The sequence below is a fragment of the Streptococcus sp. 1343 genome, assembly GCF_013277355.1.
In the GTDB taxonomy this organism is placed as follows: Bacteria; Bacillota; Bacilli; order Lactobacillales; family Streptococcaceae; genus Streptococcus; species Streptococcus pseudopneumoniae.
Window position 1 is genome coordinate 1 of record NZ_VMMT01000001.1, and the last position, 21,814, is coordinate 21,814.

23 protein-coding genes are annotated in these 21,814 nt (G+C 34.2%); 1 reads left to right on the forward strand and 22 read right to left on the reverse strand.

Going from position 1 to position 21,814, the window contains the following annotated elements:
- Positions 1-449: 449 nt before the first annotated feature.
- The 9 genes from HT709_RS00005 to HT709_RS00045 are packed head-to-tail and all read right to left on the reverse strand — an operon-like array spanning position 450 to position 6,776.
- Positions 450-1,892, reverse strand: a complete 1,443-nt coding sequence (locus tag HT709_RS00005; protein WP_172925375.1) for a YcaO-like family protein — start codon at positions 1,890-1,892, stop codon at positions 450-452.
- Positions 1,889-2,155 (reverse strand): zinc ribbon domain-containing protein, encoded by a 267-nt coding sequence (locus HT709_RS00010; protein ID WP_172925378.1) that lies wholly within the window; start codon positions 2,153-2,155, stop codon positions 1,889-1,891. Before HT709_RS00010 ends, HT709_RS00005 begins: the two co-directional genes overlap by 4 nt.
- Entirely contained in the window at positions 2,148-2,375 is a 228-nt protein-coding gene (locus HT709_RS00015) for a 2TM domain-containing protein (RefSeq protein WP_172925380.1), read from the reverse strand. Before HT709_RS00015 ends, HT709_RS00010 begins: the two co-directional genes overlap by 8 nt.
- The gene (locus HT709_RS00020) at positions 2,372-2,770 is read right to left on the reverse strand and encodes a site-2 protease family protein (RefSeq protein ID WP_172925382.1); all 399 of its coding nucleotides are present in this window, start codon (positions 2,768-2,770) and stop codon (positions 2,372-2,374) included. The genes HT709_RS00015 and HT709_RS00020 overlap by 4 nt, the downstream gene beginning before the upstream one ends.
- Positions 2,767-3,510 carry an ABC transporter permease gene (locus HT709_RS00025; RefSeq protein WP_172925384.1) on the reverse strand — a complete coding sequence of 248 codons (744 nt, stop codon included), beginning with the start codon at positions 3,508-3,510 and terminating at the stop codon, positions 2,767-2,769. The genes HT709_RS00020 and HT709_RS00025 overlap by 4 nt, the downstream gene beginning before the upstream one ends.
- 1 nt (position 3,511) lies before the next feature.
- On the reverse strand, positions 3,512-4,372 hold the full coding sequence (locus HT709_RS00030; protein WP_172925386.1) for an ABC transporter ATP-binding protein: 861 nt from the start codon (positions 4,370-4,372) through the stop codon (positions 3,512-3,514).
- Positions 4,365-5,111, reverse strand: a complete 747-nt coding sequence (locus tag HT709_RS00035; protein WP_172925388.1) for a SagB/ThcOx family dehydrogenase — start codon at positions 5,109-5,111, stop codon at positions 4,365-4,367. Before HT709_RS00035 ends, HT709_RS00030 begins: the two co-directional genes overlap by 8 nt.
- Before the next feature lie 21 nt (positions 5,112-5,132).
- Entirely contained in the window at positions 5,133-5,873 is a 741-nt protein-coding gene (locus tag HT709_RS00040; protein ID WP_172925390.1) for a hypothetical protein, read from the reverse strand.
- Positions 5,874-5,882: 9 nt separating this feature from the next.
- Positions 5,883-6,776 carry a hypothetical protein gene (locus HT709_RS00045; RefSeq protein WP_172925391.1) on the reverse strand — a complete coding sequence of 298 codons (894 nt, stop codon included), beginning with the start codon at positions 6,774-6,776 and terminating at the stop codon, positions 5,883-5,885.
- A gap of 376 nt (positions 6,777-7,152) precedes the next feature.
- Between HT709_RS00045 and HT709_RS00050 the strand changes: the two genes are divergently transcribed.
- Positions 7,153-8,319: an IS30 family transposase gene (locus tag HT709_RS00050; RefSeq protein WP_138704654.1), complete on the forward strand. Its 1,167-nt coding sequence runs from the start codon at positions 7,153-7,155 to the stop codon at positions 8,317-8,319.
- A gap of 270 nt (positions 8,320-8,589) precedes the next feature.
- Here HT709_RS00050 and HT709_RS00055 read toward each other — a convergent pair whose 3' ends face one another.
- The 13 genes from HT709_RS00055 to dnaN all read right to left on the reverse strand — a co-directional run bounded on the left by HT709_RS00055 (position 8,590) and on the right by dnaN (position 21,802).
- Positions 8,590-9,069 carry a sigma-70 family RNA polymerase sigma factor gene (locus HT709_RS00055; protein ID WP_172925392.1) on the reverse strand — a complete coding sequence of 160 codons (480 nt, stop codon included), beginning with the start codon at positions 9,067-9,069 and terminating at the stop codon, positions 8,590-8,592.
- Between the two features lie 119 nt (positions 9,070-9,188).
- Positions 9,189-11,147, reverse strand: coding sequence for an ATP-dependent zinc metalloprotease FtsH (gene ftsH, locus HT709_RS00060; RefSeq protein WP_000744568.1), 1,959 nt, complete (start codon positions 11,145-11,147; stop codon positions 9,189-9,191).
- A 15-nt stretch (positions 11,148-11,162) separates the two neighbouring features.
- A complete protein-coding gene (gene hpt / locus HT709_RS00065) occupies positions 11,163-11,705 on the reverse strand; it encodes a hypoxanthine phosphoribosyltransferase (protein ID WP_000892175.1) in 543 nt (180 codons plus the stop codon).
- Positions 11,706-11,709: 4 nt separating this feature from the next.
- Positions 11,710-12,987 (reverse strand): tRNA lysidine(34) synthetase TilS, encoded by a 1,278-nt coding sequence (gene tilS, locus HT709_RS00070; protein WP_172925393.1) that lies wholly within the window; start codon positions 12,985-12,987, stop codon positions 11,710-11,712.
- Positions 12,984-14,252 carry a serine hydrolase gene (locus tag HT709_RS00075; protein WP_172925394.1) on the reverse strand — a complete coding sequence of 423 codons (1,269 nt, stop codon included), beginning with the start codon at positions 14,250-14,252 and terminating at the stop codon, positions 12,984-12,986. The genes tilS and HT709_RS00075 overlap by 4 nt, the downstream gene beginning before the upstream one ends.
- Entirely contained in the window at positions 14,245-14,367 is a 123-nt protein-coding gene (locus HT709_RS12010; protein ID WP_000429337.1) for an SP_0009 family protein, read from the reverse strand. Before HT709_RS12010 ends, HT709_RS00075 begins: the two co-directional genes overlap by 8 nt.
- Before the next feature lie 4 nt (positions 14,368-14,371).
- Positions 14,372-14,740, reverse strand: coding sequence for a septum formation initiator family protein (locus tag HT709_RS00080; protein WP_000041912.1), 369 nt, complete (start codon positions 14,738-14,740; stop codon positions 14,372-14,374).
- Positions 14,733-14,999: an RNA-binding S4 domain-containing protein gene (locus tag HT709_RS00085; protein ID WP_001234978.1), complete on the reverse strand. Its 267-nt coding sequence runs from the start codon at positions 14,997-14,999 to the stop codon at positions 14,733-14,735. Before HT709_RS00085 ends, HT709_RS00080 begins: the two co-directional genes overlap by 8 nt.
- Before the next feature lie 57 nt (positions 15,000-15,056).
- A complete protein-coding gene (gene mfd, locus HT709_RS00090; RefSeq protein WP_172925395.1) occupies positions 15,057-18,566 on the reverse strand; it encodes a transcription-repair coupling factor in 3,510 nt (1,169 codons plus the stop codon).
- Entirely contained in the window at positions 18,567-19,136 is a 570-nt protein-coding gene (gene pth / locus HT709_RS00095) for an aminoacyl-tRNA hydrolase (protein ID WP_000163917.1), read from the reverse strand.
- A gap of 71 nt (positions 19,137-19,207) precedes the next feature.
- The gene (gene ychF, locus HT709_RS00100) at positions 19,208-20,323 is read right to left on the reverse strand and encodes a redox-regulated ATPase YchF (RefSeq protein ID WP_001218715.1); all 1,116 of its coding nucleotides are present in this window, start codon (positions 20,321-20,323) and stop codon (positions 19,208-19,210) included.
- 83 nt (positions 20,324-20,406) lie between these two features.
- Positions 20,407-20,601, reverse strand: coding sequence for a DUF951 family protein (locus HT709_RS00105; protein ID WP_000285186.1), 195 nt, complete (start codon positions 20,599-20,601; stop codon positions 20,407-20,409).
- Positions 20,602-20,665: 64 nt separating this feature from the next.
- On the reverse strand, positions 20,666-21,802 hold the full coding sequence (dnaN, locus tag HT709_RS00110) for a DNA polymerase III subunit beta (protein WP_023940601.1): 1,137 nt from the start codon (positions 21,800-21,802) through the stop codon (positions 20,666-20,668).
- Positions 21,803-21,814 lie beyond the last annotated feature (12 nt).

Genomic DNA, 21,814 nt, shown 5'->3' on the forward strand with positions numbered 1-21,814 from the left:
ACAGGAGGAGCTCCATGAATGATAGATACCTTGTTATGACGCGCTTACCTTTTTAGCATGCCCTTTTATGGATCAATAAGTGATAAAAATAAGACAGTAACCTCAGAATAGCTACTGTCTTATCTCTTTTTAGTGACGGTAAAGTTTTTACCATCACTAGCAACCAAAGGGCGCTAGCCCTCAATTTTTCCTCCCAAAATGTGTCTAGGATATTGACAGAAATCCAATGTACAAAATGGAATCCTCAGATTGATGTTCCCCATTTGTATTTTAACCAAAAAGTGTTTCTTATCAAAAATAAACTTTCCTGTTCGGATTATATTATAAATAATTTTTTTAAAATACCTTATTGAGACTATCAAAATATACATGAAATACCGTAGTTAGATAATAATCGAGCATATATTATATCGCAGATAATCTCCCCTCACCCCTCAAAGAAAGAACATTTACGGGAAAGGTAGCGGCTCTGTATTTAATTCTTTATAGTTCAAAATTTTATCTGAGTAACCATTTTTATAAGCCACTTCATAGAATCTTTTATGACCTAAGCAGGGATAGTTTGGTAAAAATGCCTGAGTTAATTCAGGAATATATGATTTCATTAATTTTATGTACTTGAAATCTTTAGGAGTAAAATCGAAAATAATTGGATCAATCTGATATGTCCCTAAGATCGATTTGAAAACTCCCTCTCCATCACTAGCACGTCCTTTTGTTTCTCTTGTCTTATATTCTACGCCATCTTTTATATACCAATCCAGTTTATGCCGAGTATCTTTTAAACCATAATAAGGTACAATCTCATAAAATAAACGTATATTGTGTACATCAAACTCCTCGGGCTCAAAGCCAAAAAGCTCAATCATTGATCGTGATGAATACCAATTTGGATTATAAAAAAGTAATTTTAGATTCAGTTCACTTTGACCGTATTCTTTAAACGAACTCTCTACAGACTCAATAAGGTCGTCTCCTGCCCCTCCACCAGCACAAAATGAAAATTTATCTAAACTATTATCATAGGAAATTGTAGTTATGACTGGGAAGTCATGCATATCCATATTATGATACTGTGAACTAATAATTTTGTTTGTTTTCTTTGCTTCAGATAAAATAATTTTGCCATATAAACTCAACCCCTCTAACTGATCATAATTGATTCGTTCGGGTGGAATTTTATTGTACCATCTTAGGTTGATCTGGTCACGTTCAATACATTCGGTGATACCATGGTAGAGTGCTAAAAATTCATTATCATGTAGTGATAAACCTCCACTAGTACTGTAACCAATCTTATCTTCGCCAGATTGTTCAAATGGAAAGAATAAATAGACCAATTGTGCTGGAACCCAAATCTCGTTTCCAGAAATCCACTTCTTCCCTCTAACCCACCTTAGCTGACTTTCAATTGTAAATTCCTGATAGAAAACTTCATTATTTTTCAGTTGCTCTTTGGCAAATATTTGTAAATCTTTAGGATTTAATAAGTTGTATTCCTTACTAAGTTCTTTGTAACTACCAAAAAGAAAATTCTCTTTATCTTCATAATATGCAAATGAACCTAGAATTCTTTCAAACATTTCTCCTAGTGTCGAAATCAAAATTTTACTAAAGTTATTCCCTTTTCCCCCTCCAAAGAGTGACTTAGTTAATTCAGGATTAAAAGAGTCTCGATGAACAATTTTTTGGAGAATATAGTCGATATTTGAATACACTCCCTTACCAATATAACTTGGTAGCTCGCTAACAGAACGAAAATAAGTTGTAACTTTAGTAAAAAGTTCATAGGGACCATAATAACGTTCTAATTCCTCATAAGCTTTATATGTTTCGTAAGTCTCTAAGTAATTATGACTGATATTGCAACTATTTATTATATAAATCTTCATTCATCAACCTCTTCTCTCTGTGCCCACCGTTCTAAATTTTCTAAATTTGAAACAATATACTGTTTGACTTTTTTGGGAATAGGATGTTTAGCAATACTTAAACTCACTTTATTTTGCATCTCCTCTAAAGTTAGCATTTCTGTGAATTCTCCATTCTGAAAACAACTGCTGCAGTAGTTTTCAGAAAAAACCCCGTTGTCAAGTGTACCTTTATTTTCTCTGTTCAAAATCTTCCCGCAACTCTGGCACATCTTTTTAATCATCTTTTTTCATCCTTTGTAGATTAATATAACTTGTTAGAGTTGGAACACCCCAACAAAGAATTGGCCACATTGCAAAGAAATTTTTTGGAAAAGAGTAATTTTCATTTAACATAATAACGACTAAGTTAAATATGATAAACAATCCATTAAAAATAATGTAATTCCTTAGGTTTTTAAATACTTTTATTTTATAAGATTGATATTTACTACTTGTGTTCATTTAGTCCTCCTTATTAAAAATACAATTTGAGAGATATCTGATTTTTCACCAAAAATAGAGAAGAATAGTTGAGTTATTAACATGGCAATAACTGCATTTCTATATAAAAATTGGTAATAAAAACAAAATAATAATAGAATTCCTGTCGCTAGTGGTCCTACAATATAAATAATAATCTGCTTTATTGTGGAGAGTGAATGTTCTATCTTAAATTTAACAGAACCACTAAAAGGTAGTAAGCCTATGGATATTTTTGAAAAATATAAAACTTCTAATTTGCCAATTTGGATTTTAGTTATATTCTGTCCGAAAAGTTTTACTGCTAATGCATGTGAAAATTCATGAATAGCAACACATCCTGTTGCTATTACCCAAATTGTTATTAATTCCTTCATCTTTTTTTCCTAATTTTTATTAAAATACTGAAGCATATAATAGCAATACTAAACCATAAGATATTTATCATAAGTGTATGAAATACAATGTTTTCATTCCAAATACCATCTAAGGTAGAGTACACAATATATGTAGGGGAAAAATAAATAAGTCCCTGCAAAGCTTGTGGTAGGTTTTCTTTGGGTATTACTATTCCTGAGACAAATAATAAAATGAAAAAAATACCTGATAGAATGAGCTGAAGAGTTCTTGCACTATAGTTAAAAGATACAACGAATTTAACAAAGGTAACAAAAACATAATAAGAAACAATCATAAAGAAAGCATATAAACTAACTGAGCCTTTAAATTCAATACCTGAATAATTGAAATATGTATACATACTAACTAGAAGTGTGGAAATAAATAAAAGCAACAAATAAGATATAGACTCAACAATTAATTTCATTGTATTACTAATAGGAAGTAGTTCATTGGCTTCAGAAATACCACTTTCTTTCTGGATAGCCAAGTCATTACCAACACCCATTAGAGTTAAATTGGATATTAAGAATGCAAGATCAATTGAAACTAGAGAATTATAGTATGTTACCCCTGTTTCTCCATTTGATGCCGAACCAAAACTATCTCCAAAAACATAAATTAGAATAATTGGAAAAATCAGAGTAAAAAATAAACTAATGGGTTCGCGTATAAAACGCAATAATTCAATTTTTAGATAGGTCAGAAATACTTTCATCCTAAATCTCCTCACTAATTGCCAAAAAGTAATAATCTTTAATTGTCAAAGGAAATATTAATTCCTTCTGAATTTCTTTGCAATCCTCCTCAGATAACAATAAATAGGAAGAACCAAAAATATCGACACTTGCTTTGTTAGTTTTTTGAGCTAAATTTGGTGTAGATTTAACTTTGACTAGATTTTTAAATTTATCTAAAAATTCCTTTACATTTCCCTCGAAAACTTTGCCTCTATTTATAATCAATAAATTATCGCAATTTTCAAAAAAATCTTCTAAATCGTGAGATGATACTAGAATATCAACTCCTTGGGTTCGAAGATAATTTAAAACCTCTATTATTTTAACCTTTATTTCAACGTCAATTCCTGCGGTGGGCTCATCTAATATTATTAAGTCTTTATCTCCGATAAGCGCTAAAAAAAGTGATAATTTTTTCTTTTCACCGCCCGAAAGATTGAATGCATACTTATTAAATAGACTATTGACTCCTAATATATTTTTTATTTTTTCAATATCATACTTCGAACTAGTATTACCATAAACTTGAGAGTACAATTCAATATATTCTTTAACTTTTACGGATTTAAGGAAACTGTCGTTCTGTAGTTGTAAACCAATTTTCCGTTTTAATTGATTATCTAAGACACCTTTCACAACAGTATTACCATATAGTGCTATCTCCCCTGAATCTGGTCCAATTAGCCCAAGAATTATCTTTATTAAAGTGGATTTCCCTGCCCCATTAGGCCCGGCAAGTAGAGTTACACCTCTCTTACAAGTTATAGAATCATTTTCAAAAATAATTGTTGATTGATATTTTTTATATAAGTGTTTTATATCTAAGTAAACATCATTCATGAGTAATTCCTCCAACTGAAATTCCTAAAAGAGGCAACTCCGTCTGATCTAAGTTAAGATTTTTCGAAACTGCATCGTCAACAAAAGCAGCTATCATACAAGAACCTAACCCAAGATATGTTGATAACAGTGATATATTCTGTGAAAGGATACCACAGTCAATATTTGAAAATCTATAGCCTCTTTCTCCATACTTCCAAAGGAAGCGGTTAATATCTGTGACTACAAAGATATTTATATTTGCATATATAGGGAATTCTGTAGAATAGTTACTAAACAAATCAATTTCTGTAGAACCGACATACAGCTCGACCAAACAATTTTCACTTGGTGAGTAGTAGTAAAGTCCATCCTCTAACTCTGCGACTTTCTTTACATATAGATAAAGATTAAATGGATTTAAACCTCCTGCCGCTGGAGAAAATGGCACAGGATAGTGCTTTTTGTTGTATGCATATTCGCGATATTTCTTAATACCATACGAATAATAAAGTAAGTTACTCAATTTCTCAAATGAAATTTCATTCTTGGCGTAGTCTCTTTTTGACTCTCTCTTTTCCAAAATGTTATATAGATTATCTGTATTAGTAAGGTTTAAATCTATGCGTAATGGAATTCTTTTTAACGACGACGAGAATATCTTCTCCGTATCTGGAGCTTGCTTATTTTTGGCTGCCGTCAGTGTTTTCAAGTCTACATTTTCAAAATGTTTATGGATTTCAATAATTGAATCTTTCATCTCTAGCCTCCCATTAGATAATCACTGATGTATCTCAAAGATATGTGATAAAATGCGATCAGAATCTTCGTAACCTATTATATTCAACCAATTCAAATCATAAAATTGTTGAATTGCTCTCATTTTTAAAGTATTCTCTGGAATTGAGGATAATAAGCTTTGTAGTAAAAACGAAAGTTGACCAGCTAAAAGCAATGATTTCTGATAAGATTTTTCACCACAAGCTACTGCAAGACGCTTTGGGTTAACAAGGATACAAATCATTTCTTGTAGGGAATCCAAGTAAGCTTGTTCAGGATGAAGTTTTTGGATTTCATTTGAATCGTAGCTATAAATTTTCAAAAATAAATTTTCCTTAAGTAAATAGCGATAAACAATACCGTTTTTTAATAAAATAATATCACAAGCTAATAGCATCTCTTTTGCCATTTCAAAGTTTTTATGTAGAATATCGAAAAGATTTCCAGATGCTAGTTCATTATTTTTCTTCAATATTTCTTCATTGTCACTAAGAATATCTTTTTGCAAACTATAAACAGTAGAATGATACCAATCAATGGTCTCAGCTAAATTCTGGGCTATCATTTCGAGGGAATCATAGTCTGATTTAGAACTTCTTGAAAGTAGAATCTGTTTCTCAAATTGATAGGCATTTCCTAAACGTAAAAAATACTGAGTTTCATTATTCTTTTGTAAGTCAAATGAATCTGGGTAGGGTATTAAAGTTTCTTCCAAATTTAATTTGCTATCTTTAAATTCCATACTAATCTCCTATAAAAAGTCATGAGCTTTTTTATTTTCATTTCGACAACCTAAACAATATGGTTCTGGTAGAATATCAACAATATCATAGCGTAAACTTTCTAAATCAAATAAAAGTGCCCTGTTTTTTGTTTTTAATCGATTTGTAATTAAATAGTCTATAGTAAAATGTATTGAGTAGAAGATCAGTTGGCCTAATAAAAAGTTTGGAATCTGGTAATGCCCCTCTGTGTCGTTTTTATAAGCTAAGTAACTATCTTTATAAAAAAGTGCTGCTTCAAGTTGTACTTCCATTTCGTTATAACAAACTGTTTCCTGACCAATAAAAATTGGGGAAATAAATGTTGTATTACCATCTAGAAAATTAATCATGAAAGGTATTTTTTTCTTAACTAGAATATTATTAATTTGATGGAAGGTTAATGAATCGAAATGATCTGAAATAACTAAAACAAAACTAATTGATTTAAAATCTCCATTTAAGTCATCTAATGTTAAATCTTTAACTTGTATAAATGCCTCTTTAAGGTTTTCTTTGACTTGCTGATTAGCAAATTTGTTGTGGCAAAGCAATCCAACACTCTTTCCCTTCAATAGTTTGTTATCTTTTCCTGAATTAATTAATTGATAATATTTTTCCGAATCTGACAGATGTTCTTCTATTAAAATGGACTCTTCCATTAAAAATTCTACCAACTTGCTTGAATACCCATTATTTGTATCAATTTCTACAGACTCTCCAATTGCAATTTGATTTAATAATTTAATGTCAGCATCAATTAAATCATCAGTTTCCAGAATAAAGGACTTTGAACTAATAATTCCTTGTTTAATTAAATATTTTTTTAGGCCAGCTTTTCTTATAGTTACATAAGGGTTAACAGTATATTTGATTTGTTTCATTTTATATCCTTTTTAGTATGTATATTTCAATAACGTAATAAAGGAGATTTGCACAAAACAAATCTCCTTTACTTTTTTTAGGCACACCAGCACCAACAACACCAACCATCACCAAGAGCGGCTACAGCATCTTTCTTGAAGACTGATTCTGCTTTATTCACTTTTTTCATGATCTTAACTCCTTCCTTTTTTTCTTTAATTCTAAACTTTTTTTTATGTCTTGTCAATAGAATAATCACATTTTTTTGTTTTTTATAATTATTCGCTAACTTCTCAAAGTAACTTCCACTTGCCTAACCGAAGTGGAAATTAGTCTAAAACGGATTTTTATGGTGGAATTAAGTGTGAGACGTTTGAGTTAGAAATGAGATCTACTATGACAAAACATAAACATCTTACCCTTTCAGACCGTAATGATATCCAATTGGGCTTAGAGCGCGGTGAAACCTTCAAAGCTATTGGGCAACTTATTCTAAAAGACCCAACTACTGTTTCCAAAGAAGTCAAACGAAACAGACAAGTCCGAGAGTCTACATGCCATAACCTTCCTTGCCCTCTACTCGACAAAGCTCCCTTTGTCTGTAACGGCTGCCCTAAAAGAAGACAAAACTGTGGCTATAAGAAGATTTTCTACCTCGCTAAACAAGCTAAAAAACAATACGAACAAACTCTTGTTGAATCTCGTGAAGGAACTCCCCTCAATTCCAAGACCTTCTGGGACATGGACAAAGTTATTTCTGATGGGGTTAAAAAGGGACAACACATCTATCATATCCTCAAAACTCATAATCTTGATGTCAGCTCCTCAACCGTCTATCGACACATCCGAAAAGGTTACCTGTCTATCGCTCCTATTGATCTAGCCAGAGCCGTTAAATTCAAAGAAAGAAGAAAAAGTAAGCTACCTTCTATCCCTAAAGAAGCTAAAAAAGGCCGTTCCTATGAGGATTTCCAAAGCTATTTAGCCCTTAATAAACTAGACTCTTGGCTAGAAATGGATACAGTTATGGGTAGAATGGGAGGTAAAGTCCTACTCACCTTCAATCTATCTTTCTGTAACTTTATCTTCGCTAGACTTCTGGATAATAAAACTGCCCTTGAGGTTACCAAACACCTCTATGACATCAAGAACACTTTTCACCAAGCGGACAAAGATTTCTTCCAACTCTTTCCTGTCATCCTGACAGATAATGGTGGAGAGTTTGCAAGGGTTGATGACATCGAAATGGATGTACGAGGAGAGAGTAAACTCTTCTTTTGTGATCCTAATCGCTCTGACCAGAAAGGGAGAATTGAGAAAAATCACACGCTGATTCGCGACATTCTACCTAAAGGAACTTCTTTTGACGATTTAACTCAAGAGGATATTAATCTCGTCTGTTCGCATGTCAACAGTGTCAAACGCGCTGCTTTGAATGGAAAGTCAGCCTATGAACTCTTTGCCTTTACTTACGGAGAAGAAATTCCTAAGCTTCTCGGCATTTCTAAAATACCTGCAGAAGATGTCTGCCAGTCTTCTACATTACTCCAACATAAAATCTAAATACTAACCTAAAACCCCATTCAAACGTCTCACACTAACTTCCACCATAGCGGAACTTAATCTGAAACGCTTTCAGATGAGGGGATTTTGTGCGCTCTTTTTTTCGATTCATTTTGGCTGCAAAAGCGATGAAATCAAGCATGATTCAAACCAGTGGAACTTACCCTGACACGGAATTCCACTGGTTTTTACAATTTTTATCAGACTAACTTCCACTTGGATTAGCGGTGGAACTTAGTTTGGGAATTTACCTTTTTTTTGCATATCTTCTTACCAAGTACGGATATCAAATTCTTTAAACACAATACGTAAGTCTCTTAACACTCTTTGACGCCCTCGGAATCGTTCATTTCTTAAAATGCGTTCTAGCTCTTCTTGTTTCTCTTTACTTTGTTTGTTTCTATAATCTCTTAGTGTTTCATAAAAGAGATAATAGTCATCTATCCACAGACCTCCCTCACTTATACGATGACTAATCTCACCTACTTCTTCATATGGTTCTTTATTATATCTTCGTTTGTAGCTTTCTTGTTTACGGATATAGTCTAGAATTCGATTCCGAAACTTAGTCTTAAAATATTTCCTTAAACGAGAGATATCTTCTACTAATCCTTCTTCTTTACTAATCAATTCATATAGACATATCATTCCCTCTTGGTCCCAATCCGACAATTCCCATAAATGAAGGTAATATTCATTTCTACACTTATACACAGTCCCTTGGACTTCTTCATATAATTCTTTAATCATAATTTTCCCCTTTCTAGATACAGTCTAACAGATTAGAAACACTTTTGGTACATTTCATCCATTCTGCACCCTTTAGCTCCTCAACTGCACAAAAAAGAGAGGTCTTGCCTCTCTTTGGGTTATTTTTCATCATTCATTTTTGACTTTACTTCATCATAAGATAATGCATGAGATTCCTCTTCTACTGCTTCAGGCATCTTTCCTGTTTCATAGAGAGATTTAATTTGTGTACTATCCAATGTTTCGTATTTCAATAGTGCTTCTGCAATCAACTTGTGAGTTTCACGATTTGACTGAATAATTTCAGCAGCTTTATTTCGTGCTTCATTCAATAATAAACGAACCTCTTCGTCAATTTCATAAGCTGTTTGTTCTGAAATTGATTTTTGAGGACTCTGTGCACCAAACATAGCATGATTTCCTTCATATTGTACTGGGCCAAGTTTTTCACTCATACCGTACTCTGTAACCATTGCACGCGCCATTTGTGTCGCCTGTTCAAAGTCGTTTGAAGCTCCTGTAGTTTGGACATTAAAGATAATTTCTTCAGCTACACGTCCACCCATTAAGCCAGCCAATTGCTCTTTCATATCTTCTTTAGATAGAAGCATTTGATCTTCTTTAGGAAGTGCAATCATGTAACCCCCTGCACGACCTCTTGGTACAATTGTAACCTTATGAACAACGCGGGCATTCGATAAGACTAGGCCAACAATGGTATGTCCTGCCTCATGGTAGGCAACCAATTCACGTTCTTTTTGTGAAACTGTCTTATCTTTCTTAGAAGGTCCAGCAATCACTCTATCTTCTGCTTCATCAATATCTGAAGCATCAATTATCGATTTATTGCGACGAGCAGCAACCAAGGCTGCTTCATTCAAGACATTCTCTAAATCAGCACCAACAAAGCCTGGAGTTTGTTGAGCCACTAATTTCAAATCAACATCTTCTGCTAAAGGCTTGTTCTTAGCATGAACTTTCAAGATTGCTTCACGACCTTTAACATCAGGGCGACCAACCAATACTTTTCTATCAAAACGTCCTGGACGTAAAAGGGCCGGGTCTAGTACATCTGAACGGTTTGTCGCAGCAATGACGATAATCCCTTCATTTCCCTCAAAACCATCCATCTCAATCAAGAGTTGGTTCAAGGTTTGCTCACGTTCATCATTTCCTCCACCGAGGCCGACACCACGTTGGCGACCAACAGCATCAATTTCATCGATAAAGATGATAGCTGGCGCTGCTTTTTTGGCATCTTCAAAAAGAGAACGAACACGACTAGCTCCAACTCCGACAAACATTTCTACAAAATCAGAACCTGAGATACTCAAGAATGGAACACCTGCTTCTCCGGCGACTGCTTTAGCAAGCAAAGTTTTACCTGTTCCCGGAGGTCCCTCCAGAAGGACACCTGCTGGAATACGAGCCCCAAGTTTTGTAAATCGTTTTGGATCTTTTAAGAATTCAACAACTTCAACTAGTTCTTGTTTTTCTTCCTCAGCTCCAGCAACATCTGAAAATCTTACTTTAATATCTTCTTTATTTGCAGCTTTAGCCTTACTACGTCCAAAACTCATTGGATTACGGCCATTTCCTCCTCCCATATTTCCCATCATAGAGAATAGGAAGAAGAATAGAATTCCAAATGGCACAATGGATACGAGTAGATTAATCCACATACCACTTGAACTTTCATGCTTAACAGTTACTTCTGCTTTATGGTCAGTAGCAAGTTTTTGCAATTCTGATACGGTAGTATCTGCAGGAAGAATAGTGCTGGTAAATTTCTCTACCTTAGTAACAGATGGCGTGAAAAACTGAATGCCTGTTTCTTCTCTACTTGTTTTAGGATTTTTATAAACACCCGAAACTTCGATAACACTGCCATTTGGTTGGTAGGTTAATTCTTTTACATTGTCATCGGTAATTTCTTTTACCAATTCTGTATAATTAATTTGCTCACTTTTCCCTGCAACACTACCTGTACTAAAATACTGGTAAGCTGTAACTAGGAAAAAAATAAGTAATAACCATAGAAATGGATTTTTAATTAAACCATTATTTTGTTTTTTCATTAAAAATTATTCTTTCTAATTTGAATACACTTCTTCTTTCAATACTCCAACATAAGGAAGATTACGATAATTTTCTTTGTAGTCTAAACCATAACCTACTACAAACTCATTTGGGATAGTAAAGCAGGTATAGTCTGCCTCAATTTCTACAACACGTCCTTCTGGTTTATCCAACAAGGTTGCAATCTTAACAGAAGCTGCTTCTCTTGCAATAAACATATCTCGCAAATTCTTCAAAGTTTGACCTGTATCAATGATATCTTCTACAAATAGAACATGTCTTCCTTTGATATCTTGAGTCACATCTTGTTTAATATTGATAACACCACTACTTGCTGTTCCACCATGGTAGCTAGAAACCATCATGAAGTCCATTTCAATATGTGTATCAATATGTTTGACCAATTCAGCCATAAAAGGAATAGATCCTTTTAAAATCCCAACCAAGATTGGATTTTTTCCTGCATAGTCTTTAGTGAGTTGAGCACCTAATTTTTTAGCAGCTTCTGTAATTTCATCGTGTGAAACGAGAATTTTTTTAATATCGTTTTCTAACATTTTTTTACCTATCTATTTTTTCTATATAAAGTACAGTGTTCATTATATCATTTTTCGTGTTTTTACTCAAATTACTGGTCGCAATTCCCAAAATTGAGACAATTTCACCAAATTGCTCAATAATCAGAGCAGATTTTCGCTTTTCCATAGGGATTTTCAAATCAATAAAGAGACGTCTGAGTTTTTTTCTATGCCCATTTTGAATCAAAACATCTCCTGTTTTTCGATGACGAATGTGTATGGATGTTTCACGTGAAACAGGTATTTGTTGAATTGATTCACCTTCTAATGGAAGTCCAAAAGAAAATAAATATCCTTGATAAGCTACCTGATTTTGATAGTGTAACACAAGTTCATCTTCCTTTTCATCAGCCTGCGGACTGATTTTACAAATCTGAAACTGTTGGTACTCTTTTATCAATTCATAGCCATTTTTAAGTGGATGACGATACTGGCTTTTAGATTTTAAAATCTGCCGAACTTCAGCAAACTGCACTTTTGTAAGATTCAAATCTGGAAAACGATTCAGATAAGTTTGAAGTAAAACTCTTTGTGTAGACTCAGAATAAGAAAATAACTGCTGTAAATTTTCCACATCAATATTATTAGATAATTCAGCTATAGCTAGGTCATAATCTAAAATTTCATTGCCGATGCTTAAGATTGCATCTCTAAATCGAGGATTTTCTTTTTCCAATTCTGGTAAATAAGAATTTCGAATACGATTTCGAAAATAATGATTTTTCTTATTTGATGTATCTTCAAAGTGAAAAATTGGTGGAAAGTCTTTTTTCTGGAAATGCAAGAAGGGCCGAATAAGTTCTATCTCTCCGACTACTTGCTTCTCCTTAATTCCTGATAGATAGCGCAAGCGAGTACCTCGAATCAAGCGCATCAAAATCGTTTCCACCTGGTCATCCGCATGGTGGGCAGTGACTAAGGCTGTCGCACCTGTCTTTTTCATGACCTCTTGAAAAAAATCATAGCGAAAATTTCGTGCACGCGCTTCTGAAAATTCTCCTGAAAAATTGCTGACATAAATAGGAAATCCAGATTCAGCAGCCAACTTCCTTAATTCCTGTTCTTCCCAATCTGATTCAATTCTCTGCTTATGATTCACATGAGCCAGAATCAATTCAATCTCTAACTCTTTTTGATAAGTAGACAATACCTTAAATAGAAACATAGAATCTAATCCACCAGAAAGAGCTAGCACCACCTTAGTATGCTTTTTAAAATATCCTCTCTTGAGAAAATGATTTAAAAAATCTTGTTCTCTCATTTTAGAACCTCATAAACATCCTTGGCTATCTTGGAAATCGTATCGTAATCAGAATCTTTAGTAAAAATAGAAAGCACAAATGGAGAATCTGCATAGACGACACCCGTATCATGCTTAAATTCATCCGCATCCCCAATTTTATGAGCTACCTTCACAGAAACACCTTTGGCAATGCGCTGATTATCAAAATCTGTTTTAGTCAAAGACTCCAATACAAATCCATTTTGATTATAAATAGCTTCCATGACTTTTCCAGCCATTTTAGAAGAAATCAATTTTTCTTTTGGATCCCAATCATCTCCCATAATAGCAGACATCTTGGATTTAAATGTGGCATCAGATTGGTTTGAAATGTAATATCCCAATATGTTATGAGCTACATTATCCGATTCTTTTGATACTTTTGTGATTAAGTCCTTGAGAGAATACTCTTTATTATCCTCTTTTTTAGGAAGACTACCACTTCCCTCTGGTTTATAAGAACCTGGAAAATCATTGACTTCAGATACGTATTTTACAGTCGTATCTAACTGATAAAGACCCTCATTTATTTTTTCTTGCGCATAATAGAGATAAGGGAGTTTCAAAACACTAGCTGCATACATCTTTTCATCTTGATTGATATCAGCTTCTTTTCCAGTAGTCAGTTGCTTAACATAAATAGAGAATGAATCCTTCTGATATTTTTCCGATAACATTTCTTGGACCTTACTCATCCGATTATCTTCTTCAGAAGTTGATTCTTTAGCTACCCATCCAACCTGATCAATATGTAGAAATTCTCTTCCTTCTACAAATATGGTCTTGTCGATTGATACTTGTGAATAAGCTGATAAGGATGATTTCACTTCTTTTAAATCATAAGGACTATTGTACAGTTTAAAATCAGATTCTAACCATACTTTTTTTATTATTGGAGTTACCTCTGACTGATCATATAAAAATCGTTTGTCCGCAGCTATGAATTGATGATTTGATAGCTTAAATACCGGAATCCCTTGTTTATTTAAGCGCCACTCAGTTATTTGAAAACTTGTTTTGGGAGTCAATTTTCCAGATTCCACTACTAAATCTTCATTTGCATAAACAGGAACTTCTCCATAAACCATAGGAGAACTTAGCTTTTCTCTAAAATAAATACCAAAGTCAGATTGTGAAAGGTAATAAATTTCTTTCGAAGTATAGACGACTTCTTTTTCTGTGCTAACGACTTTTGAAATGGTCAAAAAACTTGGTAGCAACAAAATAATTAAGAATTTACGCATTCTTCCTTTCCTTTTCTTCTTGTAAACGCAATAATTGATTTTTATCAGTCAATTCTTCCAGCTTTTCATCCGATAGACTCAAAAATTGCTCAATTACGTCTAATAAATTTTCCATTTTATCACCTTTGAAGCAAGTCAGGAATCGTATAAACTATTTCCCTCGACTTAGAATAATAGTACTTCGCTCGTGTATATTTGGCAGCATAATCCTCATCTTTCAACTTGGTAGCAAATGCTGTCTCCTTATCCTTTTCATCACTCAAGGTTTGATACTGAGTTTGCAAGTCTGCTAATTGCTGACGTCTTTGAAGTAATTGTTGATAGCTCTGCGCTAAATTAAAAGTTGGCAAGATAAATAATAGCATAATCAAAATCAATACCCACCCCATAAAACGATTCCGTTTTTGTCGTTCTTTCATCAGGTAGCGACGACGTTGATATTCATTTTGAATAAAAGAATTATTCAATTGTACGATATTTTTAGACATTTTCTTCTACCCGTGTTTCACTGATAATTTCATACATGCCTGCTGCATCTTCTTTTTTTGTACTATCTTTCATCTCCAGTACTTTTACAAGTAACAATTTATTTCCAAAACGAATTTCAACTTGGTCATTAACTTTCAAGTCCGTTGAACTTTTGGCCAAGATTCCATTCACCTTGATTCTACCTTTATCTGCTACTTCCTTTGCGACTGTACGACGCTTGATAATTCGCGATACTTTTAAATATTTGTCTAATCTCATCCTTATTACCTCAACTTATTATTGTACCATTTTTATCTATTTTATAGAAGAAAAATGTCAAAGAGAATTGCCTTCTTTCGACTCTTTTATCCCTAATAAACTTTCTCCAAAAATCCGCAGACCTTCTAAAATTTCATAATCTTTCTTATTTTGGACATCAAATACAAGCTCCATTAATCCCTTATTCTCAGCTATAGCTACTTTTAAGTTTGTTGCCGATAAAGCTTTAAAATAATCTTGAGCCAAAAACAGTCGTTGAGTGACTTTTTCAAATTGAACTGTAATTTTATTATCTTTTCTTTCCACACGTTGAACAAAGACCTTGTCCAAATATGACTTGACCAAACCAATCTCTAAAAGATAAGCAACCACATCTGGGTATTCTCCAAAACGGTCTATCAACTCCTCTTGTAACTCTTCATAATTGACACGGTTGTCAATTTGACGAATTTTCTTGTAAATTTCAATCTTATGTCGTTGGTCTGAAATATAAGTCTCAGGAAGATAGGCATCAATTTGCAAAATCAACTCAGCATTCCCTTTGGTTCTTGTGTTAGTGTTAGCATTACCGTTTCGTTTAGCAATAGCTTCCTCCAATAACTGCGAATACAATTCAAAACCAACAGAATCAATGAAACCAGACTGGGATTTTCCTAAGAGGTTTCCTGCTCCACGAATAGAAAGATCTCGCATAGCAATCTTAAATCCTGAGCCCAATTCTGTAAATCCTTTTATCGCTTCTAATCTCTTTTCAGAGACTTCACTGATTAATTTTTCTGGACGATACATGAGATAGGCATAAGCAATACGATTACTACGACCAACTCTTCCTCTTAACTGATACAAGGTTGACAAACCCATATGGTCCGCATTTTCAATAAATAAAGTATTAGCATTTGGAATGTCCACCCCAGTCTCAATAATGGTAGTCGTTACTAAAATATCGTATTGTCCCTCAATAAAGTCTAATAGAGTATTTTCCAACTGGATTTCACTCATTCGACCATGAACATAACCGATCGAAGCCTCTGGAATCAACTCCTGTAATTCTGAAACCTTCTGGTCAATCGTGTCAACTTTGTTGTAAAGGTAGTAAACTTGACCTCCACGCTCCATTTCACGCAAAACAGCATCACGAATGACACTATCATTTTTTTCCAAAACATAGGTCTGAACAGGATAGCGATTAGTCGGCGGAGTTTCAATGACAGACAAATCTCTGATTCCCAACATAGACATATGGAGGGTACGAGGAATTGGCGTAGCGGTCAAGGTTAGGACATCCACTTGTTTTTTTAACTCTTTCAACATTTCCTTATGCTTGACACCAAATCGCTGTTCCTCATCAATAATCATCAAGCCCAAATCTGAAAACACAACATCCTTTGACAAAACACGATGTGTTCCAATCAAAATATCAACTTGACCCTTTTTCAATTTTTCAAGTGTTTCAGTCTGCTCTTTTTTACTTCTAAATCGACTCAATACATCAATATTAACTGCAAAATTTTGGAATCGTTCCTTAAAATTCGTATAGTGCTGTTGCGCTAAAACCGTCGTCGGAACTAGAACGACAACCTGTTTGTGATCATTGACTGCCTTAAAGGCTGCACGCATAGCAACTTCAGTCTTTCCAAAACCAACATCCCCAACTAAAAGTCGATCCATTGGATTAGAATTCTGCATATCTCTCTTGATTTCCTCAACACTACGAAGTTGATCATCCGTTTCAACATAAGGGAAGGCATCATCAAAAGCATGTTGATCCTCATCATCAGCTGAGAAAGCAAAACCCTTCAACTGACTGCGTTCAGAATAGAGTTTGACTAAATCATCAGCTATATCCTCTACCTGGTTCTTAACTTTTTGCTTGGCCTTTTTAAAATGACCGTCATTTAATTTATTGAGTTTAGGAGCTTTCCCATCACTTGAAATATATTTGGACAGTAGATGAATCTGTTCCACTGGTATGGAGATTTGATCCCCATTTTGATACTGGACACTGACATAATCACGGTGAATCCCCTTAATTTCAATGGTTTCAATTCCTAGATATTGACCAATCCCATGAATATGGTGAACAACGTAATCCCCTTTTTCAAGTTCATTGTAATCTTTTAATCTCTCTGCATTCGAAACATGTTGTCTTCGAAAACGACGTTTTAATTTCTTTTGAAAAATCTCATGTTCAGTAATCACCAGAATTTTTTCATCTACAAAATGAAAACCATGTCTTAGGTTACCCTCAATTAAGTTTACAGATTGTTGACAGATTCTTGACTTATCTCTGAAATCCAATTTAATCTGATATTCCTCTAACATATCCTCCAATGCCTTACTTCCCATTGAATTGCTAGATTGCAGGATAATAGTGTAATCCATTTTTTTGTATCGTTCAATTTCTTCTTTTAGAAAAGAAAACTGATTGAAAAACTCCTGCATAGGATATTGATTAAATTGATAAATCTGGTCAAACTTGAGATTTCCTAGTCCCTTTTGAAGATTAGAGAAAAAGGTCACCGGACTTTGTTTTTTATAGATTTGTTCAATATCAGCAAAATACTGCATATCAGAAAATGCTTTACTATTCTGTAATTCTTCTGTAAAGTACTGCGCTAATTCTCTTTCAAAGACTTCATACTGATTCATCAATTTTTGATAATCATCAAAGAATATTGGAGTATCTTTTTCAATATAATCAAAAACAGTCCATATCTTATCATAGCACAAAGATAAAAACTTCCGAGAATCTGCATGGCTTTGTTTTTGGTGAAAACTTGAAAGAATTTCTTCTAGGTAGGATTTCAAAATAGGTGATAAAGTCTTTGAAATTTGTTTTTCTAAAGCTGACTGACCTCTTTGATAATCCTTTTCTCTCAAAAGCATATCGCTAGCTGGAAAGATTGTGAGTTCTGTCTGATTTTCTTTCGATAATTGTGTTTCTACTTCAAATGACCTGATACCATCAATTTCATCACCAAAAAACTCAATTCGGCAAGGTTCTAACTGGGATATTTCAAAAATATCTAAAATATCTCCTCGCAGACTAAATTCGCCCTGAGTTTGTACTTGTGTAACTTTTCGATAGCCAATTTCCTTTAACTGATGGATAATCGCGTGTTGATCATATTCTTCACCGATTGAGATTTTTACAATACTATCTTTGAATACATTTGGAGACGGTAAAATCAATCGACTTGCTGCGATATTACAAACTAAAATCCCTTTCTTAGATGAATCAGTCAAAAAACGCAAGGCTTCAACCCGTGAAATGATTTTTTCTTGTGAAGACATCAAAAATTCTACCATAGGGGAGTCATCTACCAAAAACGGATAAACAAGTTCCTCACCCAAGATAGAGATAAGATCACTAACAAGTCCTTCTGCTTCTCCATAAGTTGACGTCAATAACACAATCTTATCTTCCTGTCTCAAACTACTAGCTATTGCTAAAGCTTTTGTAGAAGTTGACAAACCTAACATTAATTGTCTTTTCTTATCTGTCAGATTTTGATTCCATTTTTTTATCTGATCATTTTCTGAGAATAAATCTAATAAGGTCACCATTTATCCATTATACCTCTGCATTGTTTTCTCAAAATTTTTCTCTTGTAAATAGTAGTTTACAGAATCGTCAACCTTGTCAATAGACTGTAAAATACCGATATAATCATCCCTGTCAAAGGTACTCAAAACATGGTGAACAACTGACATACCATTTTTAGGTCTCCCAATTCCAATCTTAACACGGTTAAAGACCTGAGTTCCAATATGTTGAATAATAGACTTAATACCATTGTGACCACCTGCTGAGCCCTTTGCTCTTAAACGAATCTTTCCAACTTCCATGTCAAGGTCATCGTAAATGATAAGTAAATCTTCAATATCCAAACCATAGTAAGTCAATAAAGCATGAACTGCTTTTCCACTTTCATTCATAAAGGTCGTTGGTTTAACCAGATAAATTTTTTCTCCATTGAAGAAAAAGGATGCTAGGTCTGCTTGAAATATCTTATCGTGTGTAAAAGTGACATTTTGTTTTTTCGCTAGTTGGTCAATCAACATGAAACCAACATTGTGTTTTGTTTCAAAATATTTATCCCCTGGATTTCCCAAGCCTACAAGTAATTTGGTCATTTATTTTTCCTTTCAAAAGCCAAAAGGGTTGGAATTTTTTTCCAACCTAATTGACACCATTTATTAATTTTTTAGACATTAAAGCGGAATTCCATGATATCGCCATCTTGAACGATATATTCTTTTCCTTCTTCACGCAAGCGTCCAGCTTCTTTTACGGCCTTTTCAGATCCGTATTTCACTAAATCCTCATATGACATGGTTACTGCACGAATAAATCCTTTTTCAAAGTCTGAGTGGATAATCCCAGCTGCTTGAGGAGCCTTCATACTACGTTTGAAAGTCCAAGCGCGAACTTCTTTTTCACCAGCTGTGAAGTAAGTTCCCAATCCAAGCAAGTGGTAAGCTGCACGCGTCAACTTATCTACACCTGATTCTGTCAAACCAATGGCTTCAAGAAACTCTTTTTTATCTTCATCGTCCAATTCAGAAATTTCTTCCTCAGCACGCGCAGAAATGACGACTACTTCAGCATTTTCTGTCGCTGCAAATTCACGAATTTGTTTGACATAGTTGATAGAGTCAGGTTCTGAAACCACATCCTCGTCAACATTAGCAACATAGAGCACTGGTTTAGTCGTCAAAAGGAAAAGACCTTTTACAACCTTTTGTTCCTCATCTGTAAATTCAATAGTTCGAGCTGATTTCCCATCTTCAAGGACTGGTTTAATCTTTTGAAGAACATTAAACTCAGCTACTGATTCTTTATCTTTTTGCGTACGTGCCATCTTTTCTACACGCGCATATCGTTTGTTCACCGATTCTAAGTCAGCAAGAATCAATTCTAGGTTAATGGTGTCAATATCGGCAAGTGGATCTACAAAGGCGTCTTCACGTCCTTGCTCGCGCATCACATTTTCATCATCAAAAGCACGAACTACGTGAACAATCGCATCTACTTCACGAATATTGGCCAAGAATTTATTCCCTAGCCCTTCTCCTTTTGAAGCTCCTTTTACAATCCCTGCAATATCTGTAAATTCAAATGTTGTTGGCACTGTCTTTTTAGGAGTAATCATTTCAGTTAGTTTTTGTAGGCGTTCATCTGGAACTTCAACCATTCCAACGTTTGGATCAATCGTCGCAAATGGGTAGTTTGCTGCCTCTGCTCCTGCTTTTGTAATTGCATTAAATAGTGTTGATTTACCAACGTTTGGCAAACCAACGATACCTGCTGTCAAAGCCATATTTCTCATTCTCCGTTTTCATTTCAATCCCTAATATTATAACACAAAAAGGGAAAACTTGCTAACCCTCTAACTAAGGGTTCTCAGTCAATAATTTTATTCATTTTTCGATCAAAATCATAGCGTCCCATCATGACAACATGGTCACAATTACTGCATTTGATTTTGATATCTGCTCCTACACGTGTAATTTCCCAACGATTAGCTTTTTTTCCTGTTGACTTGATGGTGCAAGCATGTGGTTTTTTCATTTCAACAAAATTTCCAACTTGATACATACTATTCTCCTTTTCTTTTTCGATTATATCATAAAAGAGGCGAGCTAAGCTCAACCTCTTTCACTTAATTTGTACGAACTGGTGTAATGAGCTGCATGAAGTCTTCGTCAGTATCTGCTGGCACAAGAGTAAATGGACGAACAGCTGAGATAAAGCTAATGGTAACCTTTTCGCTATTTAAAGCTTTAAGAGAATCAATTAAGTAAGTTGGGTTGAAACTAATGGTCAAATCTTCACCAGTAACCTGATCAGTATCGATTTCTTCGTTTACTTTACCAACTTCTGGAGAGTGAACATGGGCGCTAACAATACCACCTTTAATTTCAAGTTTCACAGTACCATTTTGAGTCGCACTTGATAAAAGACGAGCACGCTCCATTGACTGGCGTAAGTTTACCACATCAAAAGTAATAGTAGTGTTAAAGTCTGTTGGAATCAAGCGATCTGTATCAGGATAGTTTCCTTCTAGGAGACGAGTATAGAAGCTAATATTTTCGCTTCTAAAGAGGATTTGGTTATTGGCAAAGAAAATCTCTACAGTTTCGATATCATCTGTAAATACCACTGAAAATTCGCGTAGAGAACGGCTAGGAATCACGACATCAAAATCATCACTATTTTTCTCAAGCATTAATTTTTTCTGGCTTAGACGATGAGAGTCTGTTGCCACTGTTTTTAGCTCCTTATGCTGACTCAATACAAAATGAACACCTGTTAAAATTGGACGACTTTCTTGTGTACTTGCAGCAAAAGCTGTTTCATTGATAATTTTCTTGAGCAATTTTGTTTCAAGAACCAAAGGAGTGCTTGCTGAAATTTCTTGGATTCGTGGATACTGTTCACTATCTTTTCCTTTTAAGGTAATTTCTGATTTGCCGCTGGTTAAAACAATTTGATTTTGTTCAATTTCTTTAAAATCAAGAGTTACATCAGGTAGGCTAGATACCACATTGATAAAGAAAGAAGCTTCAAGAAGGATCGAACCTAAAGAAGTAATTAATAGACCAGCATCTTCATTTTTTTGAGAAATAAAATTTTCAATTGAAATTTGACCATTTGAACCAATTAAAGTAACACCTTCATTGGTCACGTCAATTTTGACAGTTGATAAAATAGGAATGGCATTTTTAGAACTAATAGCTCTTTTAGTTGTATTTAAGGCTTGTAGAAATAAATTTTTATTAATTGAAAAATGAATCATGGATTCTCCTTT

Excerpts from the sequence above, each read along its gene's own strand:
- HT709_RS00005 (WP_172925375.1), bottom strand. The coding sequence starts at position 1,892 with ATGAAGATTTATATAATAAATAGTTGCAATATCAGTCATAATTACTTA.
- HT709_RS00010 (WP_172925378.1), bottom strand. The coding sequence starts at position 2,155 with ATGATTAAAAAGATGTGCCAGAGTTGCGGGAAGATTTTGAACAGAGAA.
- HT709_RS00015 (WP_172925380.1), bottom strand. The coding sequence starts at position 2,375 with ATGAACACAAGTAGTAAATATCAATCTTATAAAATAAAAGTATTTAAA.
- HT709_RS00020 (WP_172925382.1), bottom strand. The coding sequence starts at position 2,770 with ATGAAGGAATTAATAACAATTTGGGTAATAGCAACAGGATGTGTTGCT.
- HT709_RS00025 (WP_172925384.1), bottom strand. The coding sequence starts at position 3,510 with ATGAAAGTATTTCTGACCTATCTAAAAATTGAATTATTGCGTTTTATA.
- HT709_RS00030 (WP_172925386.1), bottom strand. The coding sequence starts at position 4,372 with ATGAATGATGTTTACTTAGATATAAAACACTTATATAAAAAATATCAA.
- HT709_RS00035 (WP_172925388.1), bottom strand. The coding sequence starts at position 5,111 with ATGAAAGATTCAATTATTGAAATCCATAAACATTTTGAAAATGTAGAC.
- HT709_RS00040 (WP_172925390.1), bottom strand. The coding sequence starts at position 5,873 with ATGGAATTTAAAGATAGCAAATTAAATTTGGAAGAAACTTTAATACCC.
- HT709_RS00045 (WP_172925391.1), bottom strand. The coding sequence starts at position 6,776 with ATGAAACAAATCAAATATACTGTTAACCCTTATGTAACTATAAGAAAA.
- HT709_RS00050 (WP_138704654.1), top strand. The coding sequence starts at position 7,153 with ATGACAAAACATAAACATCTTACCCTTTCAGACCGTAATGATATCCAA.
- HT709_RS00055 (WP_172925392.1), bottom strand. The coding sequence starts at position 9,069 with ATGATTAAAGAATTATATGAAGAAGTCCAAGGGACTGTGTATAAGTGT.
- ftsH (WP_000744568.1), bottom strand. The coding sequence starts at position 11,147 with ATGAAAAAACAAAATAATGGTTTAATTAAAAATCCATTTCTATGGTTA.
- hpt (WP_000892175.1), bottom strand. The coding sequence starts at position 11,705 with ATGTTAGAAAACGATATTAAAAAAATTCTCGTTTCACACGATGAAATT.
- tilS (WP_172925393.1), bottom strand. The coding sequence starts at position 12,987 with ATGAGAGAACAAGATTTTTTAAATCATTTTCTCAAGAGAGGATATTTT.
- HT709_RS00075 (WP_172925394.1), bottom strand. The coding sequence starts at position 14,252 with ATGCGTAAATTCTTAATTATTTTGTTGCTACCAAGTTTTTTGACCATT.
- HT709_RS12010 (WP_000429337.1), bottom strand. The coding sequence starts at position 14,367 with ATGGAAAATTTATTAGACGTAATTGAGCAATTTTTGAGTCTATCGGAT.
- HT709_RS00080 (WP_000041912.1), bottom strand. The coding sequence starts at position 14,740 with ATGTCTAAAAATATCGTACAATTGAATAATTCTTTTATTCAAAATGAA.
- HT709_RS00085 (WP_001234978.1), bottom strand. The coding sequence starts at position 14,999 with ATGAGATTAGACAAATATTTAAAAGTATCGCGAATTATCAAGCGTCGT.
- mfd (WP_172925395.1), bottom strand. The coding sequence starts at position 18,566 with ATGGTGACCTTATTAGATTTATTCTCAGAAAATGATCAGATAAAAAAA.
- pth (WP_000163917.1), bottom strand. The coding sequence starts at position 19,136 with ATGACCAAATTACTTGTAGGCTTGGGAAATCCAGGGGATAAATATTTT.
- ychF (WP_001218715.1), bottom strand. The coding sequence starts at position 20,323 with ATGGCTTTGACAGCAGGTATCGTTGGTTTGCCAAACGTTGGTAAATCA.
- HT709_RS00105 (WP_000285186.1), bottom strand. The coding sequence starts at position 20,601 with ATGTATCAAGTTGGAAATTTTGTTGAAATGAAAAAACCACATGCTTGC.
- dnaN (WP_023940601.1), bottom strand. The coding sequence starts at position 21,802 with ATGATTCATTTTTCAATTAATAAAAATTTATTTCTACAAGCCTTAAAT.